This is a genomic window from Erythrobacter litoralis, assembly GCF_029760855.1.
Classification (GTDB): domain Bacteria; phylum Pseudomonadota; class Alphaproteobacteria; order Sphingomonadales; family Sphingomonadaceae; genus Qipengyuania; species Qipengyuania litoralis_A.
In genome coordinates this window covers 536,074-561,720 of the sequence record NZ_SOSI01000002.1, presented here as the reverse complement: position 1 = coordinate 561,720, position 25,647 = coordinate 536,074, and the positions used below count along the sequence as shown (strand labels likewise).

General features: G+C 63.2%; 29 protein-coding genes and 1 other RNA gene. 11 read left to right on the top strand and 19 right to left on the bottom strand.

What is annotated here, in order from left to right:
* Both E3U23_RS05725 and E3U23_RS05720 read right to left on the bottom strand, forming a co-directional pair.
* Positions 1-1,368 (bottom strand): ABC transporter permease (locus E3U23_RS05725; protein WP_279350234.1); only part of this gene is annotated, 1,368 nt, incomplete at its 3' end.
* Positions 1,365-2,057, bottom strand: coding sequence for an ABC transporter ATP-binding protein (locus tag E3U23_RS05720; protein ID WP_279350233.1), 693 nt, complete (start codon positions 2,055-2,057; stop codon positions 1,365-1,367). The genes E3U23_RS05725 and E3U23_RS05720, both read right to left, overlap by 4 nt.
* Positions 2,058-2,104: 47 nt before the next feature.
* On the opposite strand from E3U23_RS05720, the gene E3U23_RS05715 reads away from it, so the two are divergent.
* Entirely contained in the window at positions 2,105-2,809 is a 705-nt protein-coding gene (locus E3U23_RS05715; protein ID WP_279350232.1) for an arylesterase, read from the top strand.
* Here the strand turns inward: E3U23_RS05715 and recF are convergent.
* Positions 2,806-3,885 (bottom strand): DNA replication/repair protein RecF, encoded by a 1,080-nt coding sequence (recF, locus tag E3U23_RS05710; RefSeq protein ID WP_279350265.1) that lies wholly within the window; start codon positions 3,883-3,885, stop codon positions 2,806-2,808. The genes E3U23_RS05715 and recF overlap by 4 nt on opposite strands.
* Positions 3,886-4,110: 225 nt before the next feature.
* Between recF and E3U23_RS05705 the strand changes: the two genes are divergently transcribed.
* Positions 4,111-4,230 carry a recombination protein F gene (locus E3U23_RS05705; protein WP_279350231.1) on the top strand — a complete coding sequence of 40 codons (120 nt, stop codon included), beginning with the start codon at positions 4,111-4,113 and terminating at the stop codon, positions 4,228-4,230.
* Positions 4,231-4,374: 144 nt separating this feature from the next.
* Entirely contained in the window at positions 4,375-4,596 is a 222-nt protein-coding gene (locus E3U23_RS05700; protein WP_279350230.1) for a PspC domain-containing protein, read from the top strand.
* 30 nt (positions 4,597-4,626) lie between these two features.
* Here E3U23_RS05700 and E3U23_RS05695 read toward each other — a convergent pair whose 3' ends face one another.
* Genes E3U23_RS05695 through E3U23_RS05675 form a run of 5 tightly spaced genes read right to left on the bottom strand, consistent with a single transcriptional unit; the run spans position 4,627 to position 8,189 of the window.
* A complete protein-coding gene (locus E3U23_RS05695; RefSeq protein ID WP_279350229.1) occupies positions 4,627-5,409 on the bottom strand; it encodes an SDR family oxidoreductase in 783 nt (260 codons plus the stop codon).
* Entirely contained in the window at positions 5,406-5,957 is a 552-nt protein-coding gene (locus E3U23_RS05690) for an NUDIX hydrolase (protein ID WP_279350228.1), read from the bottom strand. The genes E3U23_RS05695 and E3U23_RS05690 overlap by 4 nt, the downstream gene beginning before the upstream one ends.
* Before the next feature lie 2 nt (positions 5,958-5,959).
* The gene (locus E3U23_RS05685) at positions 5,960-6,634 is read right to left on the bottom strand and encodes a TPM domain-containing protein (protein ID WP_279350227.1); all 675 of its coding nucleotides are present in this window, start codon (positions 6,632-6,634) and stop codon (positions 5,960-5,962) included.
* Positions 6,634-7,524, bottom strand: a complete 891-nt coding sequence (locus E3U23_RS05680) for a TPM domain-containing protein (RefSeq protein WP_347710010.1) — start codon at positions 7,522-7,524, stop codon at positions 6,634-6,636. The genes E3U23_RS05685 and E3U23_RS05680 overlap by 1 nt, the downstream gene beginning before the upstream one ends.
* On the bottom strand, positions 7,521-8,189 hold the full coding sequence (locus E3U23_RS05675) for a LemA family protein (protein ID WP_279350226.1): 669 nt from the start codon (positions 8,187-8,189) through the stop codon (positions 7,521-7,523). The genes E3U23_RS05680 and E3U23_RS05675 overlap by 4 nt, the downstream gene beginning before the upstream one ends.
* A 132-nt stretch (positions 8,190-8,321) precedes the next feature.
* Between E3U23_RS05675 and mscL the strand changes: the two genes are divergently transcribed.
* Both mscL and ssrA read left to right on the top strand, forming a co-directional pair.
* Positions 8,322-8,828 carry a large conductance mechanosensitive channel protein MscL gene (mscL, locus tag E3U23_RS05670; protein ID WP_279350225.1) on the top strand — a complete coding sequence of 169 codons (507 nt, stop codon included), beginning with the start codon at positions 8,322-8,324 and terminating at the stop codon, positions 8,826-8,828.
* Positions 8,815-9,159, top strand: a transfer-messenger RNA (tmRNA) gene (gene ssrA, locus E3U23_RS05665). Before mscL ends, ssrA begins: the two co-directional genes overlap by 14 nt.
* Positions 9,160-9,218: 59 nt before the next feature.
* Here the strand turns inward: ssrA and E3U23_RS05660 are convergent.
* The 6 genes from E3U23_RS05660 to E3U23_RS05635 form a co-directional block, all read right to left on the bottom strand.
* Positions 9,219-9,440: a hypothetical protein gene (locus E3U23_RS05660; protein ID WP_279350224.1), complete on the bottom strand. Its 222-nt coding sequence runs from the start codon at positions 9,438-9,440 to the stop codon at positions 9,219-9,221.
* A 76-nt stretch (positions 9,441-9,516) separates the two neighbouring features.
* The gene (locus E3U23_RS05655; protein WP_279350223.1) at positions 9,517-9,729 is read right to left on the bottom strand and encodes a cold-shock protein; all 213 of its coding nucleotides are present in this window, start codon (positions 9,727-9,729) and stop codon (positions 9,517-9,519) included.
* A gap of 242 nt (positions 9,730-9,971) precedes the next feature.
* Entirely contained in the window at positions 9,972-10,223 is a 252-nt protein-coding gene (locus tag E3U23_RS05650; RefSeq protein WP_279350222.1) for a hypothetical protein, read from the bottom strand.
* A 78-nt stretch (positions 10,224-10,301) separates the two neighbouring features.
* Positions 10,302-11,552: an N-succinylarginine dihydrolase gene (locus E3U23_RS05645; protein ID WP_279350221.1), complete on the bottom strand. Its 1,251-nt coding sequence runs from the start codon at positions 11,550-11,552 to the stop codon at positions 10,302-10,304.
* The gene (locus E3U23_RS05640) at positions 11,549-12,565 is read right to left on the bottom strand and encodes an arginine N-succinyltransferase (protein ID WP_279350220.1); all 1,017 of its coding nucleotides are present in this window, start codon (positions 12,563-12,565) and stop codon (positions 11,549-11,551) included. Before E3U23_RS05640 ends, E3U23_RS05645 begins: the two co-directional genes overlap by 4 nt.
* A complete protein-coding gene (locus E3U23_RS05635; RefSeq protein WP_279350219.1) occupies positions 12,562-13,770 on the bottom strand; it encodes a hydrolase in 1,209 nt (402 codons plus the stop codon). The genes E3U23_RS05640 and E3U23_RS05635 overlap by 4 nt, the downstream gene beginning before the upstream one ends.
* 129 nt (positions 13,771-13,899) lie before the next feature.
* On the opposite strand from E3U23_RS05635, the gene E3U23_RS05630 reads away from it, so the two are divergent.
* Positions 13,900-15,981, top strand: a complete 2,082-nt coding sequence (locus E3U23_RS05630; protein ID WP_279350218.1) for a malate synthase G — start codon at positions 13,900-13,902, stop codon at positions 15,979-15,981.
* On the opposite strand, the gene E3U23_RS05625 is transcribed toward E3U23_RS05630, so the two are convergent.
* The 5 genes from E3U23_RS05625 to E3U23_RS05605 all read right to left on the bottom strand — a co-directional run bounded on the left by E3U23_RS05625 (position 15,978) and on the right by E3U23_RS05605 (position 22,337).
* Positions 15,978-16,595, bottom strand: a complete 618-nt coding sequence (locus tag E3U23_RS05625) for a flavodoxin family protein (protein ID WP_279350217.1) — start codon at positions 16,593-16,595, stop codon at positions 15,978-15,980. The two genes, E3U23_RS05630 and E3U23_RS05625, sit on opposite strands and share 4 nt — an antisense overlap.
* 52 nt (positions 16,596-16,647) lie before the next feature.
* Positions 16,648-17,481, bottom strand: a complete 834-nt coding sequence (gene rsmA / locus E3U23_RS05620) for a 16S rRNA (adenine(1518)-N(6)/adenine(1519)-N(6))-dimethyltransferase RsmA (RefSeq protein WP_279350216.1) — start codon at positions 17,479-17,481, stop codon at positions 16,648-16,650.
* Positions 17,482-17,499: 18 nt separating this feature from the next.
* On the bottom strand, positions 17,500-18,507 hold the full coding sequence (gene pdxA, locus E3U23_RS05615) for a 4-hydroxythreonine-4-phosphate dehydrogenase PdxA (protein WP_279350263.1): 1,008 nt from the start codon (positions 18,505-18,507) through the stop codon (positions 17,500-17,502).
* A complete protein-coding gene (locus E3U23_RS05610) occupies positions 18,507-19,853 on the bottom strand; it encodes a peptidylprolyl isomerase (RefSeq protein ID WP_279350215.1) in 1,347 nt (448 codons plus the stop codon). The genes pdxA and E3U23_RS05610 overlap by 1 nt, the downstream gene beginning before the upstream one ends.
* A gap of 129 nt (positions 19,854-19,982) precedes the next feature.
* Positions 19,983-22,337: an LPS-assembly protein LptD gene (locus E3U23_RS05605; protein ID WP_279350214.1), complete on the bottom strand. Its 2,355-nt coding sequence runs from the start codon at positions 22,335-22,337 to the stop codon at positions 19,983-19,985.
* Between the two features lie 100 nt (positions 22,338-22,437).
* Here E3U23_RS05605 and E3U23_RS05600 point away from each other — a divergent pair, with 100 nt between their 5' ends.
* From E3U23_RS05600 to ndk, 5 genes are all read left to right on the top strand, one after another.
* Positions 22,438-23,898: a leucyl aminopeptidase gene (locus tag E3U23_RS05600; protein ID WP_279350213.1), complete on the top strand. Its 1,461-nt coding sequence runs from the start codon at positions 22,438-22,440 to the stop codon at positions 23,896-23,898.
* A gap of 24 nt (positions 23,899-23,922) precedes the next feature.
* A complete protein-coding gene (locus E3U23_RS05595) occupies positions 23,923-24,072 on the top strand; it encodes a DUF2256 domain-containing protein (protein WP_279350212.1) in 150 nt (49 codons plus the stop codon).
* Positions 24,073-24,076: 4 nt separating this feature from the next.
* Positions 24,077-24,517, top strand: a complete 441-nt coding sequence (locus E3U23_RS05590) for a DNA polymerase III subunit chi (protein WP_279350211.1) — start codon at positions 24,077-24,079, stop codon at positions 24,515-24,517.
* A 33-nt stretch (positions 24,518-24,550) separates the two neighbouring features.
* Positions 24,551-25,054, top strand: coding sequence for a hypothetical protein (locus tag E3U23_RS05585; RefSeq protein WP_279350210.1), 504 nt, complete (start codon positions 24,551-24,553; stop codon positions 25,052-25,054).
* 77 nt (positions 25,055-25,131) lie between these two features.
* Complete coding sequence (ndk, locus tag E3U23_RS05580; RefSeq protein WP_279350262.1) at positions 25,132-25,554, top strand: nucleoside-diphosphate kinase; 423 nt, start codon at positions 25,132-25,134, stop codon at positions 25,552-25,554.
* Positions 25,555-25,647 lie beyond the last annotated feature (93 nt).

Genomic DNA, 25,647 nt, shown 5'->3' with positions numbered 1-25,647 from the left:
GCTCGGGGGGGGGGGCGGGCGGGCCGCGAGCCGCTTGATCGCCCAGCCGAGGAGCCACAACAGACCGAGAACCACCGCCGCGCTCGCGAGAAAACCCGCAGCGAGGAGCGGGCTTCCGGACGTAAGCAAGGCTAATGCGACGATGCCGGCCAGCCCCGCACCCACGACCCACAAGGCTGTCTTGTCGCGAGTAAGGGGTGCGACCCGCGACCGCATCAGCGCCATCGCCGGATAGCGCCGGGCGCGCAGTAGCGGCGGCGCTGCGAACACCAGTGCGACTAGCAGGCCGTATGCCGCCGCTAGCGCCAGGGCACCCGGATCGAGCACGAAGCCCATCCTCACCGGCAACAAACCTTCCAAGGCGCCAGCAAGAAGCGGCACCACGGCGACCCCGACGATCAGCCCGGCAGCGCTCGCAACGATAGCTGCTGCGGCGATCTGCAAGGCGTAGATGCGTGAGATGTCGCGGCTAGTCGCACCGAGGATCTTGAGCGTGGCGATACTTTGGCGGCGCGCGTCGAGATAGCTCGTTACCCCGCCGCCGATCCCGATCCCCGCAATTACCAATGCGGCAAGGCCAACGAGCGTGAGGAACTCGCTCATTCGACCGATGAACCGCTCCGTACCGGGCGCGGCGCGTTCCGCGGTATCGATGTCGAACCCGGCATCAGGGAAGCGCGCTTCGAGGTCTTCCTGCACCGCTTCGAGATCGCGCGGGGCATCGAAGCGCACCCGCGTCTTGCTCTCGTACATCGATCCGGGGGCGAGCAGACCCGCGCGTTCGGGGAAGTCGCTCGCCACGATCACGGTAGGGCCGAGCTGGAAGCCTTCGCCCAGCCGGTCCGGCTCGTCGCCGATCACACCCGTGATGCGCGCCGTCGCCGTGCCGATCTCGATGGTGTCGCCGATATCGGTGCCCAGCCGGGCGGCCGCATCGGAACTGATATAGGCGTCCGTTCCGGCAGGCGCGCCGACGTCTTCGCCATTCTCGAGCGTCAGCGTGCCGTATAACGGATAATTGGCGTCGACCGCCTTCAGGCCAATTGGCGCCGCATTGTCGCCTCGCCGCGCCATTGCCTGGATGCGGGTGCCGGCGGAAACCTCGCCCAATTCGTCCAGCGCGCCGCGTTCGTCGTCGTTCAGCGAGCGCTGCCATAGTTCGATCTGGAGGTCCCCGCCGAGAAAGGCGCGGCCGTTGGCGCTGAGTTCGCGCTCGATCGCCGCAGTCAGCGTGCCGATCGCGGCCAGCGCGGCGGTGCCGAGAAACAGGCAGACCAGGAGGAGCCGTAGCCCTTTGAAGCGTCCGTTGAGGTCGCGCCGGGCGAGACGCCATGCGCCTCCCCATCCGAGGGCCGAGGCTTCGCTCATGCGGCTGCTGTATCGCTCGCGATAAGGCCGTCGCCGAGGGTGAGCACGCGCTCGCACTTCTCGGCCAGCTCGGGATCGTGGGTAATGACGAGGAGAGTTGCGCCCGTTTCCGTACGGCGGGCGAAGAGGAGGTCAACTATCTCCGCGCCGGTCGCCGCGTCGAGATTGCCGGTCGGCTCGTCGGCGAAGATCAGTTCGGGGCGGGGCGCGATGGCGCGGGCGATGGCGACGCGCTGCTGCTCGCCGCCGGAAAGCTGCTGCGGGTAATGCGAAAGGCGATGGCCAAGGCCGACCGCTTCGAGCTCGGCGCGCGCGCGATCCTGCGCTTCGGTAACACCGCCAAGCTCCATCGGCGTCGCCACGTTTTCCAGCGCAGTCATGGTAGGCAGCAGGTGGAAGGCCTGAAGCACGATGCCGATCCGGCCGCGCCGCGCATGAGCAAGCGAATCCTCGTCCATCGCCGCGAAGTCTGCACCGGCGACCGTGAGGCTTCCCGACGAGGCCCGTTCCAGCCCCGAAAGAACCGCCATCAGCGAACTCTTGCCCGAACCGGAGGGGCCGAGCAGCGCGACCGTCTCGCCCTGCCTCACGGTCAGGTTCAGGCCTTTGAGAATTTCGACCGGAGCGGCGTCGGACCCCAGCGTAAGCTTGAGATCGCGCGCGAGGATCGCATCTTGAGTGTTCGTCACGCAGCCGCGATGGCATAGGGCGGATGAACGGACAAGGAAGGTGGTCGATGGAATTGCGCATATGGTCGATAGCTTTGGCATCGCTGGCTCTGGCGGCATGCGGTCGGGACGCCGATGTCGCTGACGCACCGGCAAGGGACACGGCGGCTCCGGCGGACTCGTCGCAGGCCGAAGTCAGCGGTCCGGTCCGCAATATCTTCGCGTTCGGGGACAGCCTGTTCGCCGGTTACGGCATCGGACAAGAAAACAGCTATCCCGCGCAATTGCAGGAAGCGTTGCGGCAGCGCGGCGTAAACGCACAGCTTGTGAATGCCGCGGTGTCGGGTGAGACCAGTGGGGCGGGGCGCCAGCGGCTCGCCTTCGCGCTCGACAATCAGCAGAACACGCCCGATCTAGTCCTGCTCGAACTCGGCGGCAACGACATGCTGCGGGGGCTGCCGCCGGAAGAAACCCGAGCGAACTTCGACGCGATGCTGGCCGAATTGAAGCGCCGCAACATTCCCGTCCTGATCATGGGAATGCGCGCGCCGCCAAATTACGGGCCGCAATATCAGCAAGCGTTCGACGGGCTCTATGCCGATCTCGCGCAGAAATACGATGCGGAGTTGATCCCGTTCTGGCTCGAAAGCATCTACCTCGATCCCTCGCTGTTCCAGAACGACCGGGTTCATCCGACCCGCGAAGGCATCGCGACCTTGGTTGAGGACACTGTGGACGAAGTTCAGGCGGCGCTGCCTCCCGCGCAGGACTAGGCGCGGATCGCCGATCCGTCGGCAATCCGCCACACGGCCGCTTCGTCCACGATGCTGGAGAAGGGCGAGGGCTCGGTGCCGGTCATCCAAACTTGCGCGCCGCTCGCGGCGAGCTGTTCGAACAGGGCGGCGCGGCGGACCGGATCGAGATGTGCAGCGACCTCGTCCAGCAGGAGGATGCCGGGGCGCCCCTGCGCTGCGAGGGCGGCATGGGCGAGGGTGATGGCGACCAGCATGGCCTTCTGCTCCCCGGTCGAGCTTTGGGCTGCAGGCACGCGCTTGGCGGCATGGACCACGTCGAGCTCGTCGCGGTGGGGGCCGGCAAGCGTGCGCTGCGCCACGCGATCCTGCCGGCGATTGTCGAACAAAGTCTGCGACAGGTTTTCCGCGTTGCTCGGTCCGCCCGGCACGTAGGTCAAAGCGGGGCGGGCGAAGGGCTCGGCGGGCATGGCGGCGATCCGCGCCATCACGGTATCGACGAGGTTCGCGCGGCCTTCCATAAGTAAGCCCCCGTGTTCGGCCATTTGCGCCTCGATCCCGTCGAGCCATGTCGTGTCGGGTACGCGATCGTCGGCGAGCAGGCGGTTGCGTTCGCGCAGCGCCGCTTCGTAGCGCGCAGCATGGGCAGCATGGCGCGGATCGAGCGCCAGCGCCATGCGGTCGACGAAGCGGCGGCGGTCGGCAGCGGGTCCGGTGAAGAGACCGTCCATCGCCGGGGTCAGCCAAGTTATCGCGAGCCATTCGCCGAGCTGCGTCGCGCTCGTCTCCGCGGCGTTGATACGCACCTTGCGCCGCCCGGGCTGGGCGGGTTCTACATAGGAACCGAGGCGCGTGGCGTCCCCATCCGAGGCAAGGAGGTCGGCCCCGACAGCGAAGCCGCCATCGCCCATCGTCCCTGTCATCTCGGCGATTGCAGCTCGGCGCAGGCCCCGACCGGGCGCGAGCATGCTGAGGGCTTCGAGAATGTTGGTCTTGCCTGCGCCATTCTCTCCGACAAGAAGATTGAACCGGCCGGTTCCCGTCAACGACGTCTCCGCATGATTGCGAAATCGGGTCAGGGCGATGCGATCCAGCATAGACATCTGCGCCTAACGGGTGACCTTTCCCGCTTCCATCGAAATAGCGAATTTCAATATTTGGGAATTTTTACCAATCTTTCGGGAAGGTGAACGAAACTACAACTCCCGCGCGAAACCGGAACGGCTTAAATCCGGCGGTTTGAAAGTTTGGCACACCCTTTGCAGGTACGTTTGTATCCGCTCGAATGGTCGAACGGAAACGAACTTGAAGGGATTATCACTATGAAAACCAACAGCTTCTTCGCCAGCAAAGCCATCGCCGCCGTATTCGCTTTGACCGTCTCCGCCATGTGCATGGCCATCACGATTGTACCTGCCAGCCCCGCCGGCCTCATCGCCTGAGCTATCTACAGAAAGAAAGGTAAGATCGATGTTCAAACTTAGCGATCATGGCAACAAACTGTTCGCCGCCGCGTTCTCTCTTACGTTCACCGTCGCAATCATGGCGATTGCGATCCTTCCCGCCTATTCCCCCGGAGCCCTGGCATGAGCGACATCAAATTCCGCGACCGCGAAACGACGCCGAGCAAGTCCCGCAAGTTCCGGCTCGATAAGCGAAACGGGAAGTTGGGCGGCGTGTGTGCCGGCATTTCGGACTATTTCGGATTGGACGTGACGATGATCCGCATCGTCTTCGTCCTCGGCACGCTGATCGGGTTCGGCAGCCTGCTGCTAATCTACCTCGCGATCTGGCTGATCGCCGATTGAGCGGGCGGGGCCGAGCAGCCTCGCCTGCCCTCACATGGCCGAGATACCGCCGTCGAGCTTCAACTCCGCCCCGGTCATGAACTTGCTTTCGTCGCTCGCGAGATAGAGCACCGCATTGGCGATATCGTCCGGCTCGCCGACCTTTTTCAGTGGAATCTGACGGGCCAGCTTTTCCAGCAATACGTTCTTGTCGATATTGTGATTGCGCGCCGTCCCGTCGAGGATCGGCGTATCGACGAAGGTCGGGTGAACCGAGTTGCAGCGGATATCCATCCGGTTCTTCGCACAATGGAGCGCGATCGACTTGGTCAGCATCCAGACCGCCGCCTTACTTGCGTTATAGGCGGGCATGGTATCGCTGGCGATCAGCCCGGCGATGCTGGAGATGTTGACGATCGATCCCGGCGCATGCTCGCGCATCAGGGGCAATGCCTTCTGACAGCCATGAAAGATGGAATCGACATTGACCGAGAAGCACCGCCTCCAGTCGTCGAAGTCGCAAGTCTCGATAGTGCCGCCGACGCCGATTCCGGCATTGTTGACCAGCACGTTCAGTCCACCGATTTCATCCTTTGCGAGCGCCACGACGCGTTCCCAGGCTTCCGGATCGGTGACGTCGTGCCGTGCACCAACCGCCGTCCCCGCACCGAATTGCTCGACGATGCGTGCGGCCGTGCCCTTGGCGCCCTCTCCGTTCACGTCGGTGCACACGACGCGCGCCCCTTCGCGGGCCAGCAGCGTAGCGTGCGCTGCGCCGAGGCCCTGCGCCGCGCCGGTGACAAGCGCCAGCTTTCCCGCAACCCGTCTGCTCATTCGCTCTCTCCTCGCACCAGTGCTTCGCCGAGCAGCATGAGCAGGCGAACATCGATGCCGCAACCTTCGGCGCGCTTGGCTGCAATGAAACGGGGGAGGTCGGACCGGGGGATGCGGTGGACCGTTATGTTCTCGCCTTCGACACCGCCGCCTTCGCTTACCTTCGTCAAACCGCTTGCCCGTACCAGCGTGAAGCTCTCGCTGACCATGCCGGGCGAAGAATAGTACGTGCCGCAATCCTTTAGGTTCGCGGCGCGGTACCCGGTCTCTTCTTCCAGTTCGCGTCCGGCGGCGGCGAGTGGATCTTCGTCCGCCCCGCCGTCGTCGTCGCCGATGAGGCCGGCAGGCAACTCGAGACAGTCGCGGCCGAGCGGCACGCGATATTGCTGCACCAGCAGGACGTGATCGTCCTCGTCGACCGCGAGGATGACGGCAGCGCGAATGCCGCGGGCCCGCCCGACATATTCCCAGCGGCCCCGCGTTTTCGCGGTGATGAACTTGCCCTGCCAGACAATCTCTTCCGGCTCGTCGTGCTCGGGATCGGTCATGGTCAGACCTCGATCAGCCGGTCGGGAAGTTCGTTCTCGTCGTGCTCGTCGCGCGGGAAATGCTCGGCCAGCACGGCGCCGACATCGCGAATGCCGGCGGCCAGACCCTCGGCAAGTCGTCCTTCGCGAATTTCACTGAGCATATCCGCCATCGCCTCGCCCCATACCTCGGCCTCGACCTTTGCGACGATCGATTCGTCGGCGACGATTTCCGCCCGGTGCTCGCGCATCGAGACGTAAAGCAACACGCCGGTGCGGCCATGCGTGCGTCGTTCCGCGCCGACCTTGAAATGCCGGATCGCCGCATCGCGCGTGCGCGCCGAGCGGACGGGGGCGGGAACCAGCGCGAATTTAAGCGGCTGAAAGAGCTGGAAGAGCAAGCCAAGCGCAAAAACCACCAGCCCGATGGCGAGCAGGGTCGCGAGTATTTCCCCGTCCGTCCAGTCGTGCATCCAGCCCCCGGATAATGTGTCGAGCAGGCCGGTCAAAGCGGTGGGAAGGGCGGCGAATAGGCTCATGACGGTGAAGCTCAGGCCAAGGGCCCACCACAGCGCCACATCTGTGTAACCATCCGAGCGGTCGGCGAGCACGGGCACGATTTCGCCGCTCGTCCGGTCTTCCGCTTCGGTGACCGCGCGGCTGACGAGGCTCGCCTGTTCGTCCGACAGATGTCGCATTACCATCCGCCCCCGGCGCCGCCGCCGTTGAAACCGCCACCCCCGCCGCCGAATCCGCCGAAGCCTCCGCCTCCGAAACCTCCCCCTCCGCCGAGGCCGCCGCCGCCCCAGCCGCCGCGATCGTTATCGAGGCCGCGAGCAATGGACTTGCCAGCTTCCCAAAGCATGATGTCGCGCGCAGCGCTGCCCCATGGGCTGGAGCGTCGCCGATAGCGACGCCGCTTGCCGCCGCGCATCGCGGGCAGGATGAAGAAGAAGAAAATGAAGCCAAGCCAAATCAGACCGCCGAAAGGAAAGCCGCCCTCGCGCTGCCGTGTCTGCTCAGCCGCAGCCTCTGCTTCATCGATCGCGGCAGCCTCTGCCGGGTCCATGTTCAGCCGCTCTATGATCTGGTCAACGCCCGCGGAGATGCCCTCGGCGAAATTGCCCTCCCGAAAGGCCGGCGTGATGGTGTTTCGCACAATACGCCCCGCCGAAATGTCGGTAAGCGTTCCCTGCACCCCGCGGGCCGTGCTGATGAAGACCCGCCGCTCGTTCGGTGCGACGAGCATGAGAACGCCCTGTTCGGTTTCTGCGCCGCCGACGCCCCACTCCTGCGCAAGTTCGCGCGCATAGCTTTCCTCATCCAACCCGTCGAGCGAGTTCACCGTCGCCACGATGACGGCCCTGCCGGTGGTACGGTTATAGTCCCGTAGTTTCGTATCGAGCGCCGCTTCCTCGGTGGGCGGCAGTAGGTCGGCCTGGTCTAAAATCGGACCGTCGGGGCGTGCTGGAAAGGACTGTGCATTCGCCGCCGCACCAACGACCAGCGCCAGAACGACGACGAGGTATGCGAACCATGCGTGCAGCCGGCCGGTCCGGCCGCTGCTCGATGCGGCGATAGCGGTCAATTCTGTGTGCCGGTTCTCGGCTGCTGCATCCCGCTATTGTCGTTCGCAGGTGCCGCCGCCGGGGTTGCACTGTCGCCGAAATCAACCGTCGGTGCGATTTCGGCGCCCGGCTGTGCGGAGAAGGTCTCCATCGGCTCGGCACCGTGAATGATGTTCGCGCCGATTGCATCGGGGAAGGTGCGGATCGTCGTATTATAGTCCTGCACCGCCTCGTTGTAGCGGGTGCGGGCGTTGTCGATCCGGTTTTCCGTGCCTTCGAGTGCAACCATCAGATCGGCGAAGCGCTGCTGACTTTGCAATTCGGGGTACCGCTCGACGACCACCATTAGGCGGCTAAGCGCGCTGCCGAGCTGCCCTTGCGCCTGTTCGAAACGCTGGAAAGCCTGCGGATCGTTCAGTTGGTCGGCGTTGATCTGCGTCTGCGTGGCAGCGGCACGTGCCTGGATGACCTGGGTAAGGATGCTCTCCTCCGAAGCCGCCGCCCCGCGCACCGTGCTCACCAAATTGGGAACGAGGTCCGCGCGCCGCTGATACGCGCTCTGCACATCGGCCCAGCGAGCCTTCGCCGCTTCCTCTTTGGTCGGCACAGAATTGATGCCGCAAGCGGCGAGACCGAGGGCGAGTACGCCGATAAAAGCGGCGCGAAAGGCGGAAAGACGTGACATGATACGGTCCCCGGTTGTCGAATACTGTCTTAAGCAGATAGCACAGCCGACGACGCGTTCAAGTCGCTCGCGTCTTGTCGGCGCGGCTAACGCGTGGCATTCGCGCGTTTCCAACAGGATGAGTAATAGAAAATGGCGCTGGGAACCGAGTTCAAGAAGTTCATTGCACGCGGTAACGTGATCGATCTTGCAGTAGGTGTCGTCATCGGTGCGGCCTTCAGCGGAATCGTGACACAGGTGACGGAAGCGATCATCATGCCGCTGATCGGCTGGATCTTCGGCGATATCGACTTTTCGAACTATTTCATCCTTTTGGGCGAAATCCCCGAAAATTACGAGGGATCGACTGCGAATTACGAGCAGCTGAAAGAGGCAGGCGTAGCCATGATCGGCTATGGCGCGCTGATAACTGCGGTAATCAACTTCCTGATCGTCGCTTTCGCGCTGTTCATCCTTGTGCGCAGCGTCAACCGTGTAACCGAGGAAATGCAGCGCAAGGCTGCCGAAACGGAAGACAGCGCGACCAATGACGACGTGCCCACCAATCCAGAACTCGACGTGTTGAAAAAGATTCTCGCCGAACTGAAGCAGGATCGCGACACAGTTGCGACCTCGAACGATCCGTCCACTTCACATTAAGCCGAAGATCGCTATATGGGTTGTTGCCGGCTTCGGTCGGCTATGGCGATAAAATGCGGCGTGCAATAGGCACAACGGACCCGGGGGCAGTACCCGGCGGCTCCACCACCAAGCGCGGAAATTGCGCGGTTGATGACGGGGCCGAACTAGGATCGACGTGTGCTCAAAGACGCAGTTTTCGCCCGGGCTGAGTAACCCGTTTAAGGCTCACAACACACAAGTGCCAATGACAATGAAGCACTCGCTCTTGCTGCGTAATCTGACGGCCTAACGGCCAGATCTTACAAAGCCAAAGCGCGGTTGGACCCACCGGGCAACAGAAGGGATACCGGGGCTCCGAGGGTAGCTAGCAACAGAAACCCTCACCTTCCCCTCCATATTTGCAGTCGGTTATTCCTGACCGAGCGCGTCTTTTTCGGCGCGGTCACGCGCCTCGCGCTCGCGGAGCGCTTTCTGCCGTTCGAGCGATACGCGCTTCGCCTGATCGGCCAAACCGCGCCAGGTCTTCTCGGCACGCAAATTGCGGTCTTTCACGTTTTCGAGCGTTGCTTCGGCCGCTTCACTGGCAGCTTCATTCGCACGCGCGTCGTAAAATTCAAATGTCTGGCTCATATGGCGCATCCTTCAGAAGGCGACCTTCATGGGGTTGCCGCGCGCTGAAAGGTTCGGCGCGCGGCATGATGTCCGATCAGTCGGCGGCGGAAAGATTGACCGCGCTGGCCTTGCCGTTGCGGCCGGTTTCGACTTCGTAATTTAGGCGCTGCTCCTTATCGAGCGACTGCATGCCAGCAGCCTGCACCGCGGTGATGTGAACGAAGCTGTCTTCCGAACCATCGTCGGGCTGGATGAAGCCATAGCCCTTGTCAGCGTTGAAAAACTTTACGGTTCCGGTCTTGCTCATATTGGTTCCTTTCAAGAACGCTAAGGTTGCCGCTTCCGCAAAATGCGGGAACGGTCGTGCGTCAAATCGTCCGAAGAAAAGGAAGTCGCAGTCTGTTTTGCGCCGGGGCCATTTAAGGCAAGCGGCGGTCGTCAAAATCCGAAGTCCGTCGCAAATTTCGACGTCAGCGATGCGGCTTTAGCACCGAAAGCCGATTTCACCTAATCTTGCGCATTTATGGCGATGCGATAGCAAAGCCCGGATCACTCGACGGGCCGGTTTACCGCTTCCGCTTCGCGCGCTTCGCGTTCATATCTCAGGGCATCGAGAATTTTCGCGCCGCCGAGGAAAACCGCACCGGCCGTCGCCGCCATTAGCAAATAGCCTCCAATTCCGGGGAACTGCTGAGTGTAGTCGGCGCCGCGGGTCATAGCACCGAGAGCGAGGGCGTAGATGATCAGGAACGCTTCGAAGCGCGTCTTTATCACAAATAGCCGTTTAACCTTCGCCCACATTGGCAGCGTCTCTCCGTATCGGATCACATGACTACGAAGACCTGAGCCTCCGGTCCAGCCCGTTAACCATCGAAACGGTCAAGCAAGCTCGCTCAAGGACAATACGGACAAAAGCGCCTCACGTGCCTCGTTAACCGTATGTGCGAGAGCCGGTGTACCAAGATCGGACGGATCGATCTGTTCGGGCCACATTTCGGCAACAACCGCCTCGATCCGCTCCGCCTTCGCTTCGTCTAGCAGAAAGCGCGCATCGACATGAGCCGGGTCGGCGACCACGCGCAGGCGCAAACAGGCTGGGCCGCCGCCATTCGCCATCGACTGGCGCACGTCCACGGGCAGGACCTTGCGGATCGGACCGTTCGAATTGAGCATCGTTTCGCACCACGCCCAGACGCTCGCGCTTTCCCGGCATTCTTCCGGTACGACCAGCGCCATGCCGCCGCCATCGGGCAGGGTGAGAAGCTGCGCGTTGAACAGGTAGGTGCGGATCGCCTCTTCAAGGCTGACGGCGCTTTCCGGCACCTCGACCACTTCGAGGGCGGGGAAGATGTTGCGGATTTGCTCGTACGCGTAGTCGCGATCCGCGAAGGCGCGTTCATGGGCGAACAGTACGCGCTCGTTGGCGACAGAAACGACATCGTTGTGAAAGGCGCCCGCCTCGATCGCCTCGGGGTTCTGTTCGATGAAAACACAGCGCGACGGATCGAGCCGGTGGAGCCGGGCGACGGCGCGGCTGGCCTGTTCGTGCTGGCGCGCGGGGAAGCGGCCGCCGGGTCGCCCGAAGACGAAAACCTCGACGCCTGCCGCATCGTGGCTTTCGCAAAGGCGCATATGGTTAGCCGCGCCCTCGTCGCCGAAGCTGGGTGGCACGGCATCGTGGACCACGAAATGCTCGGTATTGCCGAACGCGATATCAAGCTGCGCCTTCGTGTCCTGCCATTCCTGCGCACGGTGAAGCATGGTCACGAGGTTGGCAGGCGTGAGGTGGCAGCGCCCGTCTGCCGTATCGGGCGCGGGGCTGACCGTGGCGGCGTTGGCGGTCCACATGCTGGAAGCGGACCACGGCGCGGCATGCAACTGGGGCGGGGCGGTCTCGTCGAGGCCGAGCCGCGCTTCTAGTGCATGGTTCGGGCGGGGCAGCGGCAGGAAGAATCCTTGCGTAAGGCCCAGTTCCATATTGCGGCGCATCTTGGCGATGCCCTGCAACGCGGCGGCACGGGGGTAGGAGGGATCACCCTTGTGACTGGCGCTGGCGATATTACCGAGGCTGAGGCCGGCATAATTATGGCTCGGACCGACAATGCCGTCGAAATTGATTTCCCTTATCATCGCGCCACGCTCCAAACGTCGTCGCCCGCGACCACGTCGAGCGTCCGCGCCGTCTCCGCATCGATCGCGACTTCACCGTCTGCCCGCATCGCACGCAGGCCATAGCAGCAGCGAAACGTATCGAGTTCGCCGCAGGCCAGTAGCGCCCGTTCGCCGTCCGCTGCATCGGTGGCAGTGAGTTTCGCTTTTGCCGCCTCACGCACGCTGGCGACCGCATCGGTGCGCGCGGTCATGGTCGGGCCCCCGTCGAAGATGTCGACATAGCCTTCATAGGCGAAGCCTTCCTTCTCAAGCATCCGCATTGCGGCGCGGCCCGTGGGGTGAGGCAGGCCGATGACTTTCTTCGCTTCGTCGTCCAGCATGGCCACGTAGACCGGATGCTTCGGCATCAGGTCGGCGATGAACTGGTTGCCGTTCAGCGCATTGAACGTATCCGCCTCCTGAAAGCTCATGCCGAAGAAGCGGCCCGCGACGCCGTCCCAGAAGGGCGAGCCGCCCTTGTCGTCAATGATGCCGCGCAATTCGGCGAGGATGCGATCGGCAAAGCGCGGACGATGCATGGCGACGAACAGGTAGCGGCTGCGGGCGAGCAGCATTCCCAGCCCTCCGGCCCGTTCGTTCGGATGCAGGAACAGCCCGCCGACTTCGCTCGATCCTTCGAGATCGGTTACGAGGCTGAGTAATTCGGCCCGTACCGTGCGCTCGAGCAACTGGCTGTGCTGCGTCAGTGTGTTGAGCCGATAGGAATAGAAGGGCCATTGCTGCCCGACTTGCGTAAATAGCTGGCAAGTGCCGCGCACGTGGCCGTCTTCCGTGTTTTCCAGCACCAGCACGAACTGATCGTCGCCCAGTTCGTCGCCTTTGCGCGAAAAGGCATTCTCGGCGCGTTCGAGTTTGGCGGTAAGGGCATCGCGATCGGCGGGAAGGTTGGTGAAGCCGCCGCCAGTAAGCTTGGCCATTTCGTAAAGATGTTCGAGATCGCCCGCTTTGGCGGCGCGCAGGCGGAAGCTCAAAGCGGGTCTCCGCTAGCAAGGCCGGAGAGGACGAGGGCGGAGAGCGCCGCGCGTTCCTTCAGGCTGGGGACGATCATGTATTCGTCGGGTGAATGGATCGCGCCGCCGCGCACGCCCATCGTGTCGACTACGGGCACGCCGACGCTGGCGATGTTGTTGCCGTCGCACACCCCGCCCGTGGATTTCCAGCCTATGTCCTGACCGAGCCGGCTGCCGCAGGACTTCACGAGATCGAACAGTTTCTGCGCTTTCTCGTCCACCGGTTTGGGAGGGCGGGTCACGCCGCCGTGGCGACTGATACCGACCTCGTGGCGCTCTTCGATTGTCGCCAGCAAAGCGTCCAGTTCGCTATCGAACCTGTCCATGGCATCGGTCGATTTGGGACGTATGTTGAACCGCAGGATTGCGAGATCGGGAACGACATTGTTCGCCCCGCCACCTTCGATTTTGGCGGGATTGATGGTGATGTCGTCGGCGGCCATTTCGGTGAGGCGCAGCACGAGGTCCGATGCCGCGACGATCGCGTTGCGACCGTCCTCCGGATTGCGGCCGGCATGGGCGGACTTCCCGCGAAAGGTGATGGAGTAGTTGCCGGTGCCGCCGCGAGCATGGGCGAGCGTGCCGTCGGGAAGGGCGCTCGGCTCGTAGGTTAGCGCGGCATATTTTCCGCGCGCCAGCTTCTCGATCAGCGCGCGGCTGGCAAGGCTGCCGGTTTCCTCGTCCGAATTGATCATCACATCGTAGCCGACTTCGGCGGCGGCACCGCTCGCTTCGAATGCCTTGAGCGCATGGAGGATGACGCTCAGCCCGCCTTTCATATCGGCGGTGCCGGGGCCGTTGATCGTCTCGTCGTCGAGCCAGGTCAGGTTCTGAAAGGGGTGATCTTCAGGATAGACCGTATCCATGTGCCCGGTGAGGATGAAGCGTCGCTCCGCCTCGGGCCGGACGCTCAGGACCATGTGGTTGCCGTGGGGCTTTTCGTATTCAACGCCGTCCGCCGCGATGGCCGTAACTTCGCTAGGCTCGACCAGCCGGACTTCGCCGGGAAGCTGAGAGAACGCATCGGCGAGAATTCCGGCCATCTTTTCGAGACCGGTCAGGTTTCCGGTCCCGGTGTTGATCGCCGCCCACTCCTGCACCTCGCGCAGCATCTGCGCATCGTCGATCGTTTCGAGAAGGGCTGGGGTCTGACTATCCGGTTGCATGCGCAATCTCCTTAGATACACGCGGCTTCGTGTCCACCCCGGCGCTTGCATTCGTCAACCGTCGGCGGCATGGAGGGGGTGCTCCTCCCCGGGTCATTCATCGCCGATAATGCTGCCCAGAGGAATTTCATGACAGATTACGTGACGCACGCCGGTATCGAGGTAGACCCGGCGCTCGCCCGCTTTATCGAGACCGAGGTGCTGGCCCCGCTTGGCCGCGATACGCAGTCATTCTGGCAAGGGTTCGCGGAACTGCTCGACCGGTTCGTGCCAGTGAACCGCAACCTCCTGCAAGTGCGCGAGGCCTTCCAGAGCGAGATCGACAGCTGGCACGAAGCCCGCGCCGGCAAGCCGCACGATGCGGGCGAATATCGCGCTTTCCTCAAAGAAATCGGCTATCTCGTCCCCGAACCCGAACCGTTCGAGATCGGCACCGAGAACGTCGATCCCGAGATCGCGAAGATGGCCGGGCCGCAGCTGGTCGTGCCGATCCTCAATGCGCGATTCCTCTTGAACGCGGCCAATGCGCGCTGGGGCAGCCTGTATGATGCGTTCTACGGCACCGATGCACTCGACGCGCCGCCTGCGCGGCCGGGCGGATATGACGAGATGCGCGGTGCAGCAGTGGTCGCGAAGGTGCGCGAGTTCCTCGACGAGACTATTCCCGGTTGGGACAAGGACTGGGACAAGCCCGACAGCAACATCGTCAAGGCGTATCGCGGCTCGCCGTCAGACCCGAAGGCGCTTCTGTTCGAGCACAACGGCCTTCACATAGAAGTCCAGATCGACCGCAGCCATCCCATCGGCAAGACCGATCCGCTCGGGATCAAGGACGTGCTGCTCGAAGCGGCGTTGACCACCATCGCCGATTGCGAGGATTCGGTCGCGGCGGTCGATGCAGAGGACAAGCTGGTCGCCTATCGCAACTGGCTCGGCCTGATGCGCGGCGATTTGCGCGAGACATTTCAGAAGGGTGGGGAAAGCGTCACCCGCACGCTGGCCGAAGATCGCAGCTGGACCAACGGCAAGGACTTCACGCTACCGGGTCGCAGCCTGATGTTCGTGCGCAATGTCGGCCACCTCATGACAAATCCGGCGATGCGTTGGCAAGGCGATGATATCCCCGAAGGGATCATGGACGCCGTGATCACCTCGGCCATCGGCGCACATGATGTGAAGGGGCTGGGCGAACTCGGGAACAGTCGCACCGGTTCAATCTATATCGTGAAGCCCAAGATGCACGGGCCGGATGAATGCGCCTTCACCAACGACCTGTTCAATGCGGTGGAAGACCTGCTCGACCTGCCGCGCCACACCATCAAGGTCGGCGTGATGGACGAGGAGCGGCGCACCAGCGTCAACCTTGCCGCCTGCATTCATGCGGTGAAGGACCGCATCGTCTTCATCAACACGGGCTTCCTCGACCGGACGGGCGACGAAATCCATACGTCGATGCGAGCGGGCGCGATGTTGCGCAAGGGCGCGATGAAGAACTCCGCATGGTTGAAGGCTTACGAGGCGCGCAATGTCGGCATCGGGCTTGCCCATGGGCTTTCGGGCCGCGCGCAAATCGGCAAGGGCATGTGGGCCGCGCCCGACCTGATGGGACAGATGATGATCGAGAAGATCGGTCATCTGCGCGCAGGGGCCAACACCGCATGGGTTCCGAGCCCGACGGCGGCAACGCTCCACGCGATCCACTATCACCGCGAGGACGTGTTCGAGATACAGAAGGGCCTCCCCGATGCGGCGAAGCTGGACGAACTGCTCACCATCCCGCTGGCCGACGGGGCGAACTGGTCCGACGACGAGATCCGCGAGGAACTGGACAATAACTGCCAGGGCTTGCTCGGTTACGTCGTGCGCTGGATCGATCAGGGTGTCGGCTGTTCAAAGGTGCCGGACATCAACGATGTTGGCCTGATGGAAGACCGCGCGACCCTGCGCATTTCCTCGCAGCACATCGCCAACTGGCTGCAGCATGGCGTAATCACAGAAGATCAGGTGATGGAAAGCCTTGATCGCATGGCCGCTAAGGTGGACGAGCAGAATGCGGGCGATCCGCTTTACGAGCCGCTACTGGAGAACCGGGACGGCCCGGCCTTCAGCGCGGCGAAAGACCTGATCTTCAAAGGCGCGGAGCAGCCGAGCGGCTATACCGAACCGTTGCTCCACGCCTGGCGTTTGAAGAAAAAGGAAGCGGCGGGTTAGTCTCCCGTACCCGGATACGGCGCATCCTTCAGCAGCTTTGCGAGGTGTGCCGCATTCCCGGCGACCATATTGGCGGTTTGCTGTACCTTATCGGGCGTGTTGTCGAGCTCCTTGAAATCAGTGCTGCCCATCGCTTCGCCGACCCAGTAGCAGGCAGCGACAGCCGGTATGGTCCAGCCCGTATCGTTCAACGACTGGAAGATTTGCGCCGAACTCCAATGCGCGCCATCCTCGTTTCCGACGATGGCGGCCACGGCGACCTTGCCGTAGCTCGGCATGCGGCCTTGATCGTCGGTTTCCGATACGAAAGCGTCCATCCGTTCGAGCACGCGCTTGGCGATGGAGCCGACCTGGCCCATCCATATCGGGCCGCCGAAAACCAGAATGTCGTGAGCGAGAATTTTCTCGCGCAGCTGCGGCCATTCGTCGCCTTCGCCTTCGTCCGATGTGACGCCGGGCAACACGTTGTAATCGGCTATGCGCAGCGTTTCGGCAAGTGTGACATCATGCTTGTCGAAGGCACCCTTAAGCACGTCGATCATGGCATCGGTCGAACTGGGATCGCCGGAGGATTTCTTGAGTGAGCAATTAATGGCGATGGCAGTGGTGGGCATGGAAAATCTCCTTTGCCCTATCAATGGATAGCGTCTGCCATTCGTTTCGAGATTAACCTCGATCGCCGGTAAGACAGCGCGCCAGTGAGACGAACTCCTCGATCGAGAGCGTCTCCGCACGCCGCGTCGGATCGATGCCCAATCCTTCAAGTGCCTCGACGGCCCCGGGAACGGCTTTCAAGCTTTGGCGCAGCATTTTTCGGCGCTGGCCGAAAGCGGCCTCGGTTATCCGCTCGAGCATGCCGATAGAGACACCCTCCGGCATTTGCTCCGGCGTTACGTGAACCACTGCACTCATCACCTTGGGAGGCGGAGTGAAGGCGCTGCGGTGCACCTTCATCGCGAGTTTTGCCTTCGCGCGCCACTGCGCCAGAACGGCAAGCCTGCCATAGGCCGAACCGCCGGGTGGCGCGACGATGCGCTGGGCGACCTCTTGCTGGAACATCAACGTTAGACTGGTCCAGGGCGGGGGCCATGCTTCGCCGCCCAGCCAGCGCACGAACAGCGCGGTGCCGACGTTGTAAGGCAGGTTGGAAAGCACGGCGAAAGGCTCGCCGCCCATAAGTTCGGCATGGCCGATCTTAAGCGCGTCGCCCTCGATCACGCGCAGCTGGGCGGGGTAGGCTTCGCCCAGTTCCGCGAGGGCAGGCAGGCAGCGGCGATCCATCTCGATCGCGGTAACATGCGCGCCGGCGCGCAGGAGAGCCCGCGTCAGGCCGCCCGGCCCGGGGCCGACTTCCAGCACCGCCTTGCCATCGAGCGAGCCGGGGAGGGCGGCGATCCGGTCGAGCAACTGCTCGTCGAACAGGAAGTTTTGGCCAAGGCTTTTCGACGCGCTCAGCCCATGCCGGGCAATGATTTCGCGAAGAGGGGGAAGTTCGGGCATCGTCCGCTTGCCGAAGTCTTAAGACCCGGCCCGCCGCGCAGCCATCTCGCCTGCCATGCGGATCGCCGCGATCATCGCACCGGGATCGGCTAAGCCTTTTCCCGCAATATCGAACGCGGTGCCATGATCGGGCGAGGTGCGGATGATGGGCAGGCCGAGAGTAACGTTCACCCCTTCGTCGAAATCCAGTGCCTTCAACGGGATAAGCGCCTGATCGTGATACATGGCGAGCGCCGCATCGTAATTTTCACGGGCGCGGGGTGTGAAGAGGGCGTCGCCGGGATGCGGCCCGGTGACGTCGAGGCCATCGGCCTGCAATCGCTCGATAGCGGGCAGGATGATGCGCGCTTCCTCGTCTCCGAAGCGACCGCCTTCCCCGGCATGGGGGTTTAGCCCCGCGATGGCGAGGCGCGGCGTGTCGATACCGAAATCGCGCCGCAGGGCGTTGCAGACGATGCGCGCCTTGCGGCAGATCAGGTCGGTGGTGAGGCGATCCGGCACTTCGATCAGGGCACAATGTACGGTGAGGGGCACGGCGCGTAGGCTAGGGCCGGCGAGCATCATCACCGCGTCCTCTTCCGGCAGGCCACAGGCGGCGGCAAGATATTCGGTCTGCCCGGGATAATGAAACCCGATGGACGCCAGCTGCACCTTCGCAACGGGTGCTGTGACGATGCCCGCTGCCGCCCCCGCACGAGCAAGCCCGGTTGCCGTTTCGAGCGAGCCCAATGCGACCGCGATGGCGTTGGGTTGCGGTTCCCCGGGTCGGTATTCGCAATCGGAGGCACCGAAGACGGGTAGAGCGCCGGCAAAGGTTTCGAGCGCTGCATCGGGCGTTTCGACCACCCGGATCGCAATGTCCAAACCGCGCATCATCGCCGCTTCGCGCAGTAGGTTCTCCCCACCCACCACCAAAAATGGCGGAAGGTCGAGGTCCTTACGCGCAGCCCAAGCTGCGGCGATAATCTCCGGGCCGATACCTGCGGGATCGCCGAGCGACACCGCCAGCGGCGCGCTCGCCGAAATCAGTTGTACTCGATATAGGCGTCGTTGCGCAGGTCGCGCAGATAGCGCTGCGCAGCCTTGCCGATCCGTTCGTCCTCGAGTTGTGCCATCAACTCGTCGAAATCCGGCCCTTCGGCAGCTTGTGGATCGTCGCGGCCGCACAGCATCAGGACGCGCACGCCCTCTTCGACAGACCCGAACAGTGGCGTCGTCTGGCCGACCTGCAGTTGCAAGACGATGTTCTGCAATTGCTCCGGCAGCGAACGTGCACGGATCTGGTCGTTATTGACGATGCTGGCACCGAGGGCCGCCGCCGCCTGATCGGCATCGCCGCAGCCGCGCATGGCCTGCACGCCTTCCGTGAATTCCTGCAGCTTGGCCCGGTTCTGCGCCTCGCTCGCGCCGGGTTCGAACCCGACCTGGATCTGCTTGAGACTAAGGAGCGCATCGCGCGGATCGGCGGTCAGCACCTGGCGCTTGTCGATGAGATACAGGATGGAATAGCCGCCGGGTATCGCGATCGGACCGACGAGCTGGCCGGGCTCCATCTCGCGCGCGACCGATTCGAGCTGCGCGTTCTTGAGCTGGGGAAGCTGAATCCAGCCCAGGTCACCACCCACCGCCGCCGTGGAGGCTTCGGAGAACTGGCGGGCGTAGGCGACGAAACTGCCGCCCTGGCGCAGCTGCTCCATGATCTTGGCAGCGTTCGCCTCGACCGCCGTCTTGTTGGCGGAATTGGCCGAGAGGTAGATTTCTCCGAGACGGTACTCGTCCGTACCTTTGGACGCGTTCAACCGCTCCATCAACTCGTTCACTTCCTCTGCCGAGACGTTGACGAAGAAAGCGACCTTCTGGCGCAGCAAGCGCTGCCAAGCGAGCTCACCCTGGATCTGCCGCTTGAGCGAACCCGGCGAAGACCCGATGCTGCTGAGATACTGATCCATCTGATCGGTGCGCTGCCCGAAGTTCTGGGCAGCCACGCGATTGTAGGTCTGATCGATTTCGGCCTGGGCGATATTGATATCCGCCGCCTGTGCAGCCTGGATCTGCAAGGTCTCGTCGATCAGGTTGCGCAGCACCTGCGCGCGGACCTGCTGCAATTCCTGTTCGCTCAGCTCCTGCTCGTTAGCAGCCGTGAGCAGCGCGAGGCGCTGGTTGAGATCGGTACCGGTAATGACTTGCCCGTTCACGACCGCCGTCGCTCGGCGGACGTTGGGATCGGGATTGGTCAGCATGGTGACCTGATCGGGCAGGCCCAGATCGTTCTCGACCGCCTGCGAGGCCTGCGCCTGCACCGCGAGCGGTGTGGCAGCAAGGCCGAGTGCGGATACGAGGCCGACCAGATTGGAAAAAAGATGTGCTTTCACGCGTATCGTTCCAGTTTGCGGCGCTTGCTTCTGCGCCCGAAGATGCGATCGAATGCCGCGAGGCGGCTTAACCGTTGCTGATTGCGGGCGCGGATAGCGGGTTTGCCGCCCGATGCCAACGGGGCCGACTCAGCGGAACCCCAGATTGCGCAGGGCGAAGAAGACTTGGAAGGTATTGCCGCGCCGCGCGTCCCCTGCCGAAACGTAATCCCGACGCCAGGTCAGCCCGAGTTCGAGGCAGTCGTCCTGATAGGCGAAGCCGAGCCGGGTGCGGATCGGCTGAAAGCCATCGCTAGAAAGAGTGGCATCTTCCTCCGCATCGGTAAGATTGAAGACGCCGGATCCGAAAACCGACCAGTAATTGAGGAAAGCGACCCGTGCCGCCGCACGCAACTCCTCACGGTCCTGCAAATCTTCCACCGTCATGATGTTGCGATCGAGCCGAAGGTAGCCGATTTCGGCATAAGTCTTGCGGCTGCCGATCGTGGCATCGAATTCGTTGCGGCGGACGGCGAGATTGTCCTTATCGAGCCGGTAGCGGTGGGTGACCGCCACGAAGTCGCGGTAACGCACCTGGGTCCGACCGACGAAGTCGCTGAACTTTTCGGACAAGCCCGTGCCGTCGGGGAAGATCGTCCGGTCGTTGTCGAGCCTGAAGGACTGGCCGAAATTGGCGTTCACTTCCCAGCCCGGCCGGCGCATTTCCCAATCGAACCCGTATGTGACGCGTGCACCGTCCTCGAAGCGGTCGTAACCGGGGAAGCGGTTGAGGGCGAACAGGTTCGAATCTTCCAGATCGATCGCGCGTGCATCCTCGTTCGGAATGTCCAAATTAGGCACGGGCGGCGTCACGACCAGTTGCACACGCGGCGTCAGAACCTGTGTCCCGCCCAGAAATGCTCCGACCAGCGGCCATTCGACATCGGCTGCACCCAGCGCGATGCCACGGCCTTGCCAGCCGCTATTGCCGCGATAGCTGACGGTGTCGGTCAGCTCGTTCTGGTCCGAATGGTACATGTCGCCGCGAGCAAGCGCGGTGAGGGTGAGAACTTGGCCGAGAGGGGTTACGGTACGCAGATCCCATTTGGCTTTGGCAAAAGCGCGCTGCGTATCCTGGCCTTCGGTACGGGTTATCGCCAGCGTGTTCGCCTGGAGCTCTACCTTACCCCCCAGCACAGGATCGCTCAGTCGTTTGCGATAGTCGAGCACGGGGAGGGCGATCGGAACCTGTCCCTGATCCTGATTGAGCCGCAGCGTCTGTGTCGCCCAGCCGGCCAGCGAGAAATACGAACTGTCGTCGATCCGTTCCAGTTCGACCATCGAGCGAAGCCGATCGTCGCGGCTGATATCGTAACGCCGAAGGAAGGTGCGGTCGCTGGCGACGCGGATCGAGCTCGTCAGGCTCCATTCGGGCGTGAACTGGAACTTGCCGTTGGCGAACAGATATCCGCGCGGATCGGACTGGCTCGAGAGGGTCTCGGCGCCGAAGTCGGTCAGGCGCTGGCTGTAGGTAGCGTAGCCGGTGATCTGGTACGCGCCCTTGTCGGTCAGATGCCGCCACTGCGCCGACACCATCGGCGGCGCTTCGGTGAAGAGGTAGGCGGAGGCGGTCAGGTCCTTGTTCGGGGCAAGGCGGACGTAATAGCTTCCGGATACCTCGACACCATTGCGTCGTGAGACCCGGAAATCGGGAATCAGTGCGCCGGAAGAGGGCCCGCCATCGGTGCGGATCGTGAGTCCGGGCAAGGGCAGGATGCGGGCGCCGAATAATTCCAGATAAGCATCGGAGAAGCGCACTCGCGATTCGGCCGGCTCGTACACCACGCGCTCCGCCGTGATGCGCCAGCTCGGCTCTTTTGGACAGCCTTCGGGCGTGACGACTTCGCAGGCGGTATAGGCCGCACGGTTCAGTTCGACGGTACCGTCCGCCGCGCGCGAGCCCGATTCCGCAGCAAGACGACCGCCTTCGCGCAAGGCGAGCAGGAGGTTCTCGAGCGACCCCGCCTCGAACCGGTCGTTGAGTTCGATGCGATCGGAATAGAGCTGGTTGCCGTCCTCATCGACGAAGCGGACGTTGCCGCTCGCATAGATCTCGCCGGTCGTCTGGTTCCACGTCACGCTGTCGGCACGGACGGAACGGTCGCCCGACGTCAGGACGACATTGCCCTCGGCGGTGACCGTCTCGCCGTTGGAATCGTAGCTCAGGATATCGGCCGCGAAGCCGATCTGGCGTTCGCCGGCTGCGTTGAATTCGGGCGTGGCGGGCGGAAGGCCGGGCTGGTTGTCCGGATCGGCGACATCGCGCATCAACGGGTCTTGCGGCGCCGGAATGTCGGTCGGGCTTTCGCCTTCCGGCTCCTCGACCGTGCCGGTCCCGGTCGCCGCGCCTTCCTGCGCCATGGCAGGCGCTGCGAACGCAAGCGCCAACGCTAGGGCGAGCATGGATGCGAAGGGACGCAAGGCAGGCTCGGCTGGCGGGAGCATCGCTTGCCTATCGCACCCGCCGCTCCTAACTGCAATCGACAACGACGCAGCCCCGGCCCGGTCCGCAAGGCTGCGCGCACCCAGTTTCTCAGGAGTTTCCATGCACATCCAGTTTAGCCAGACCCGTCCGCAGGCGGCGCGCCTCATTGCGCAGATCGCCGACAAGGGCAAGCTGCCATCTTCCCTGTCGCGCGCAATGCGCGAAGGGGCCGAGGCTGCGCGCTTCAAGGGGACGCCGGGGCAGGTGTTCGACGGGTTCGAGGAAAGCGGCGATACCGTCGCACGGCTCGCCATTGTCGGAGCGGGTATGCCCGATGCCGAGGAACGGCTGGCCAATCTGGAAAAAGCGGGCGCGGCTCTGGCGGCGAAGTATCAAAGCATCGGAGTGGAGGAACTCGTCCTCGACCTGTCCGATGCGGGCCTTTCGGCGCAGGAAGCGGCGCATGTCGTCCTCGGCATCCGGCTGCGCAACTGGCGGTACGATATCTACCGCACCAAGATGAAGGACGAGCAGAAGGTCACGCTCGAAACCCTGACCATAGTCGGGGCGCCCGACGGAGCGGAAGATGCCTGGACGAAGGCCGGACATCTCGCCGATGGCATCGAATTCACTCGCGAACTTGTCACCGAACCGGCCAACATCCTCTATCCCGAAAGCTTCGTCGCCCGCTGCCGCGAGCGGTTCGAAGGCACCGGCGCCGAGATCGTCGTGCTTGATGACGACCAGATGGAAGAACTCGGCATGGGCTCTTTGCTCAGTGTCGGGCAGGGCTCGGCGCGCGGTTCGCGCCTGCTCGCCATTCGCTGGAACGGTGGCAAAAGCGGCGAAGCGCCGACCGCCTTCGTCGGCAAGGGCGTGACCTTCGATTCCGGCGGCATCTCCATCAAGCCGGGCGCGGGCATGGAAGACATGAAGTGGGACATGGGCGGCGCCGGCGCGGTCGCGGGCGGTATGCTCGCGCTCGTAAAGCGCAAGGCCAAGGCCAATATCATCGGCGTGATGGGGCTCGTGGAAAACATGCCCGATGGCAACGCCCTGCGCCCGAGTGACGTGGTCACCAGCATGAGCGGGCAGACCATCGAAGTGCTCAACACCGACGCTGAAGGGCGGCTGGTGCTGGCCGATGCGCTCCACTGGGTGCAGCAGGAGCACGAACCCGCGCGGATCGTCGATTTCGCCACGCTGACCGGCGCTATGATCGTTGCGCTGGGCCATGAATATGCGGGCGTATTCTCCAACGACGATACGCTGGCTGGCGACCTCGCTGCCGCCGGTACGAAGAGCGGCGACAAGGTGTGGCGCATGCCGATCGGTCCGGCTTACGACAAGCTACTCGACAGTCCGATTGCCGACATGAAGAACATCGGTGGCCGCGCCGCCGGTTCGATCACTGCGGCGCAATTCCTCCAGCGCTTCATTGCGGACGGTACGCCATGGGCGCATTGCGACGTCGCCGGAATGGTCTGGTCGGATAAGCCCGGCCGCACCTGGGGCAAGGGCGCAACCGGTTTCGGTGTGCGACTTATCGATACGCTGATCGCCGAAACCGCCGAAGGTTGAACTGAATAGCGGGGCGCGCGGATAATGGCGAAGATGCGGCGCAAGGGCGATCTTCCGACCAAGGTCTGCGCCGCCTGCGGCCTCGATTTCGCGTGGCGGAAGAAATGGGCGCGCGATTGGGACGCGGTGAAGTACTGCTCCGAACGGTGCCGCCGCAACAAGGGCGGAGCATAGCGCGATGCAGGTCGATTTCTATCAGCTGTCGCGCGATCCGGTGGAGCGGGTCGTTCCCCTTCTGGCGGGCAAGGTCCTGGAAAGCGGTGCCAGGCTGGCCATGGTTGCGCGCGACGAAGCCTTGCGCCGCCGCCTATCGGACGCACTGTGGGCGCAGGACCCGCCTGCTTTCCTGGCGAACGGCATGGCGGATGAGGCCGGGGCCGACCGCCAGCCGATCCTGATCGGCGAGACGTGCGACCGGACGAACGATGCCACAATGACTTTGCTCGCGGACGGCGAATGGCGCGAAGATGCAGCAGCGTTCGAGCGGGCGATCCTGCTGTTCGATGACACCGCCACCGATGCCGCGCGCGATCTTTGGCGCCAATTCGCAGGTCGTGACGATATCGAGCGGCGCTTCTTCAAGCAGGACGAACGCGGGCGCTGGAAACTCGCCGGCTGAGGAACCGGCGCGGCGCTCACCCGTCGGTCCGGCATGGTCGCCCGCTTCTGTCTTCCGCTATGCGCGCTAGCGCTGACCGCCTGCGGTTCGCAGGAGCCGGAAGGCGAGCCCGCTACACGTTTGGAAACGGCAGGCCGCTACGATATCGACCCTGCGACCGGTTCTGTCTCTGCCGAACATGTCGATCCGGAAGGCGTGGTAACGCGCCTCAAAGCAGGTGAAAACCTTCCCGCCGCTTTGCCCGAACCTTTCGTGGCCTATCCCGGTGCGGAGGTGCTGCACAATACAAGGGTCGAGCAGGCCGATGCGCGGCTCGTCTATCTCGATTTCGAGACGGTCGATACACCTCGCGAAGTCATCGCCTTCTACCGAGAACTGGCCGCCGCCGCCGGCATTACGCCGAATGTCGATGTGCCGGGCAGCGAAAGCCTCACGCTCGGCGGCGAGAATGCTGCGCTGCAACTGACCTTCTCCATCAATGCACGTCGCGAAGGCAACGTCACGCAGGCTCAGCTGGTCGTTGGCAAGGGGTTTTAGAACGGCTTGCCGCTTCGCCCGCCCGGCGCTAGGGGCGCGGCCAGCTTATTCCCCCTTACATGACGAAGGATTTTATCATGGCGGCCACCCGCACCTTTTCGATCATCAAGCCCGATGCCACCCGCCGCAACCTGACCGGCGCCGTAACCAAGATGCTGGAAGATGCGGGCCTGCGCGTCGTCGCCTCCAAGCGCATCCAGATGTCGCGTGAGCAGGCCGAGGGGTTCTACGAAGTCCATAAGGACCGCCCCTTCTACGGCGAACTCGTCGATTTCATGGTCAGCGGCCCGGTCGTAGTACAGGTTCTGGAAGGCGAAGACGCGGTGAAGCGCAATCGCGACGTCATGGGTGCAACCAACCCCGCCGATGCCGAAGAAGGCACGATCCGCAAGACCTATGCCGAAAGCATCGAAGCGAATTCGGTTCACGGTTCCGATTCGGACGAAAATGCGGCGAACGAGATCAAGTTCTTCTTCGACGAAGATGAAATCGTCGGTTAATAATCGTTAAGTATATTGCGGGCGGCTCGGATCTCAGCCGCCCGCAAATAAATCTCCACCTGCCGCCACTACATCAAAAGTGAATGGCGGTTT

Excerpts from the sequence above, each read along its gene's own strand:
- E3U23_RS05715 (WP_279350232.1), top strand. The coding sequence starts at position 2,105 with ATGGAATTGCGCATATGGTCGATAGCTTTGGCATCGCTGGCTCTGGCG.
- recF (WP_279350265.1), bottom strand. The coding sequence starts at position 3,885 with ATGCTGGATCGCATCGCCCTGACCCGATTTCGCAATCATGCGGAGACG.
- E3U23_RS05705 (WP_279350231.1), top strand. The coding sequence starts at position 4,111 with ATGAAAACCAACAGCTTCTTCGCCAGCAAAGCCATCGCCGCCGTATTC.
- E3U23_RS05700 (WP_279350230.1), top strand. The coding sequence starts at position 4,375 with ATGAGCGACATCAAATTCCGCGACCGCGAAACGACGCCGAGCAAGTCC.
- E3U23_RS05695 (WP_279350229.1), bottom strand. The coding sequence starts at position 5,409 with ATGAGCAGACGGGTTGCGGGAAAGCTGGCGCTTGTCACCGGCGCGGCG.
- E3U23_RS05690 (WP_279350228.1), bottom strand. The coding sequence starts at position 5,957 with ATGACCGATCCCGAGCACGACGAGCCGGAAGAGATTGTCTGGCAGGGC.
- E3U23_RS05685 (WP_279350227.1), bottom strand. The coding sequence starts at position 6,634 with ATGCGACATCTGTCGGACGAACAGGCGAGCCTCGTCAGCCGCGCGGTC.
- E3U23_RS05675 (WP_279350226.1), bottom strand. The coding sequence starts at position 8,189 with ATGTCACGTCTTTCCGCCTTTCGCGCCGCTTTTATCGGCGTACTCGCC.
- mscL (WP_279350225.1), top strand. The coding sequence starts at position 8,322 with ATGGCGCTGGGAACCGAGTTCAAGAAGTTCATTGCACGCGGTAACGTG.
- E3U23_RS05660 (WP_279350224.1), bottom strand. The coding sequence starts at position 9,440 with ATGAGCCAGACATTTGAATTTTACGACGCGCGTGCGAATGAAGCTGCC.
- E3U23_RS05655 (WP_279350223.1), bottom strand. The coding sequence starts at position 9,729 with ATGAGCAAGACCGGAACCGTAAAGTTTTTCAACGCTGACAAGGGCTAT.
- E3U23_RS05650 (WP_279350222.1), bottom strand. The coding sequence starts at position 10,223 with ATGTGGGCGAAGGTTAAACGGCTATTTGTGATAAAGACGCGCTTCGAA.
- E3U23_RS05645 (WP_279350221.1), bottom strand. The coding sequence starts at position 11,552 with ATGATAAGGGAAATCAATTTCGACGGCATTGTCGGTCCGAGCCATAAT.
- E3U23_RS05635 (WP_279350219.1), bottom strand. The coding sequence starts at position 13,770 with ATGCAACCGGATAGTCAGACCCCAGCCCTTCTCGAAACGATCGACGAT.
- E3U23_RS05630 (WP_279350218.1), top strand. The coding sequence starts at position 13,900 with ATGACAGATTACGTGACGCACGCCGGTATCGAGGTAGACCCGGCGCTC.
- E3U23_RS05625 (WP_279350217.1), bottom strand. The coding sequence starts at position 16,595 with ATGCCCACCACTGCCATCGCCATTAATTGCTCACTCAAGAAATCCTCC.
- rsmA (WP_279350216.1), bottom strand. The coding sequence starts at position 17,481 with ATGCCCGAACTTCCCCCTCTTCGCGAAATCATTGCCCGGCATGGGCTG.
- E3U23_RS05605 (WP_279350214.1), bottom strand. The coding sequence starts at position 22,337 with ATGCTCCCGCCAGCCGAGCCTGCCTTGCGTCCCTTCGCATCCATGCTC.
- E3U23_RS05600 (WP_279350213.1), top strand. The coding sequence starts at position 22,438 with ATGCACATCCAGTTTAGCCAGACCCGTCCGCAGGCGGCGCGCCTCATT.
- E3U23_RS05595 (WP_279350212.1), top strand. The coding sequence starts at position 23,923 with ATGGCGAAGATGCGGCGCAAGGGCGATCTTCCGACCAAGGTCTGCGCC.
- E3U23_RS05590 (WP_279350211.1), top strand. The coding sequence starts at position 24,077 with ATGCAGGTCGATTTCTATCAGCTGTCGCGCGATCCGGTGGAGCGGGTC.
- E3U23_RS05585 (WP_279350210.1), top strand. The coding sequence starts at position 24,551 with ATGGTCGCCCGCTTCTGTCTTCCGCTATGCGCGCTAGCGCTGACCGCC.
- ndk (WP_279350262.1), top strand. The coding sequence starts at position 25,132 with ATGGCGGCCACCCGCACCTTTTCGATCATCAAGCCCGATGCCACCCGC.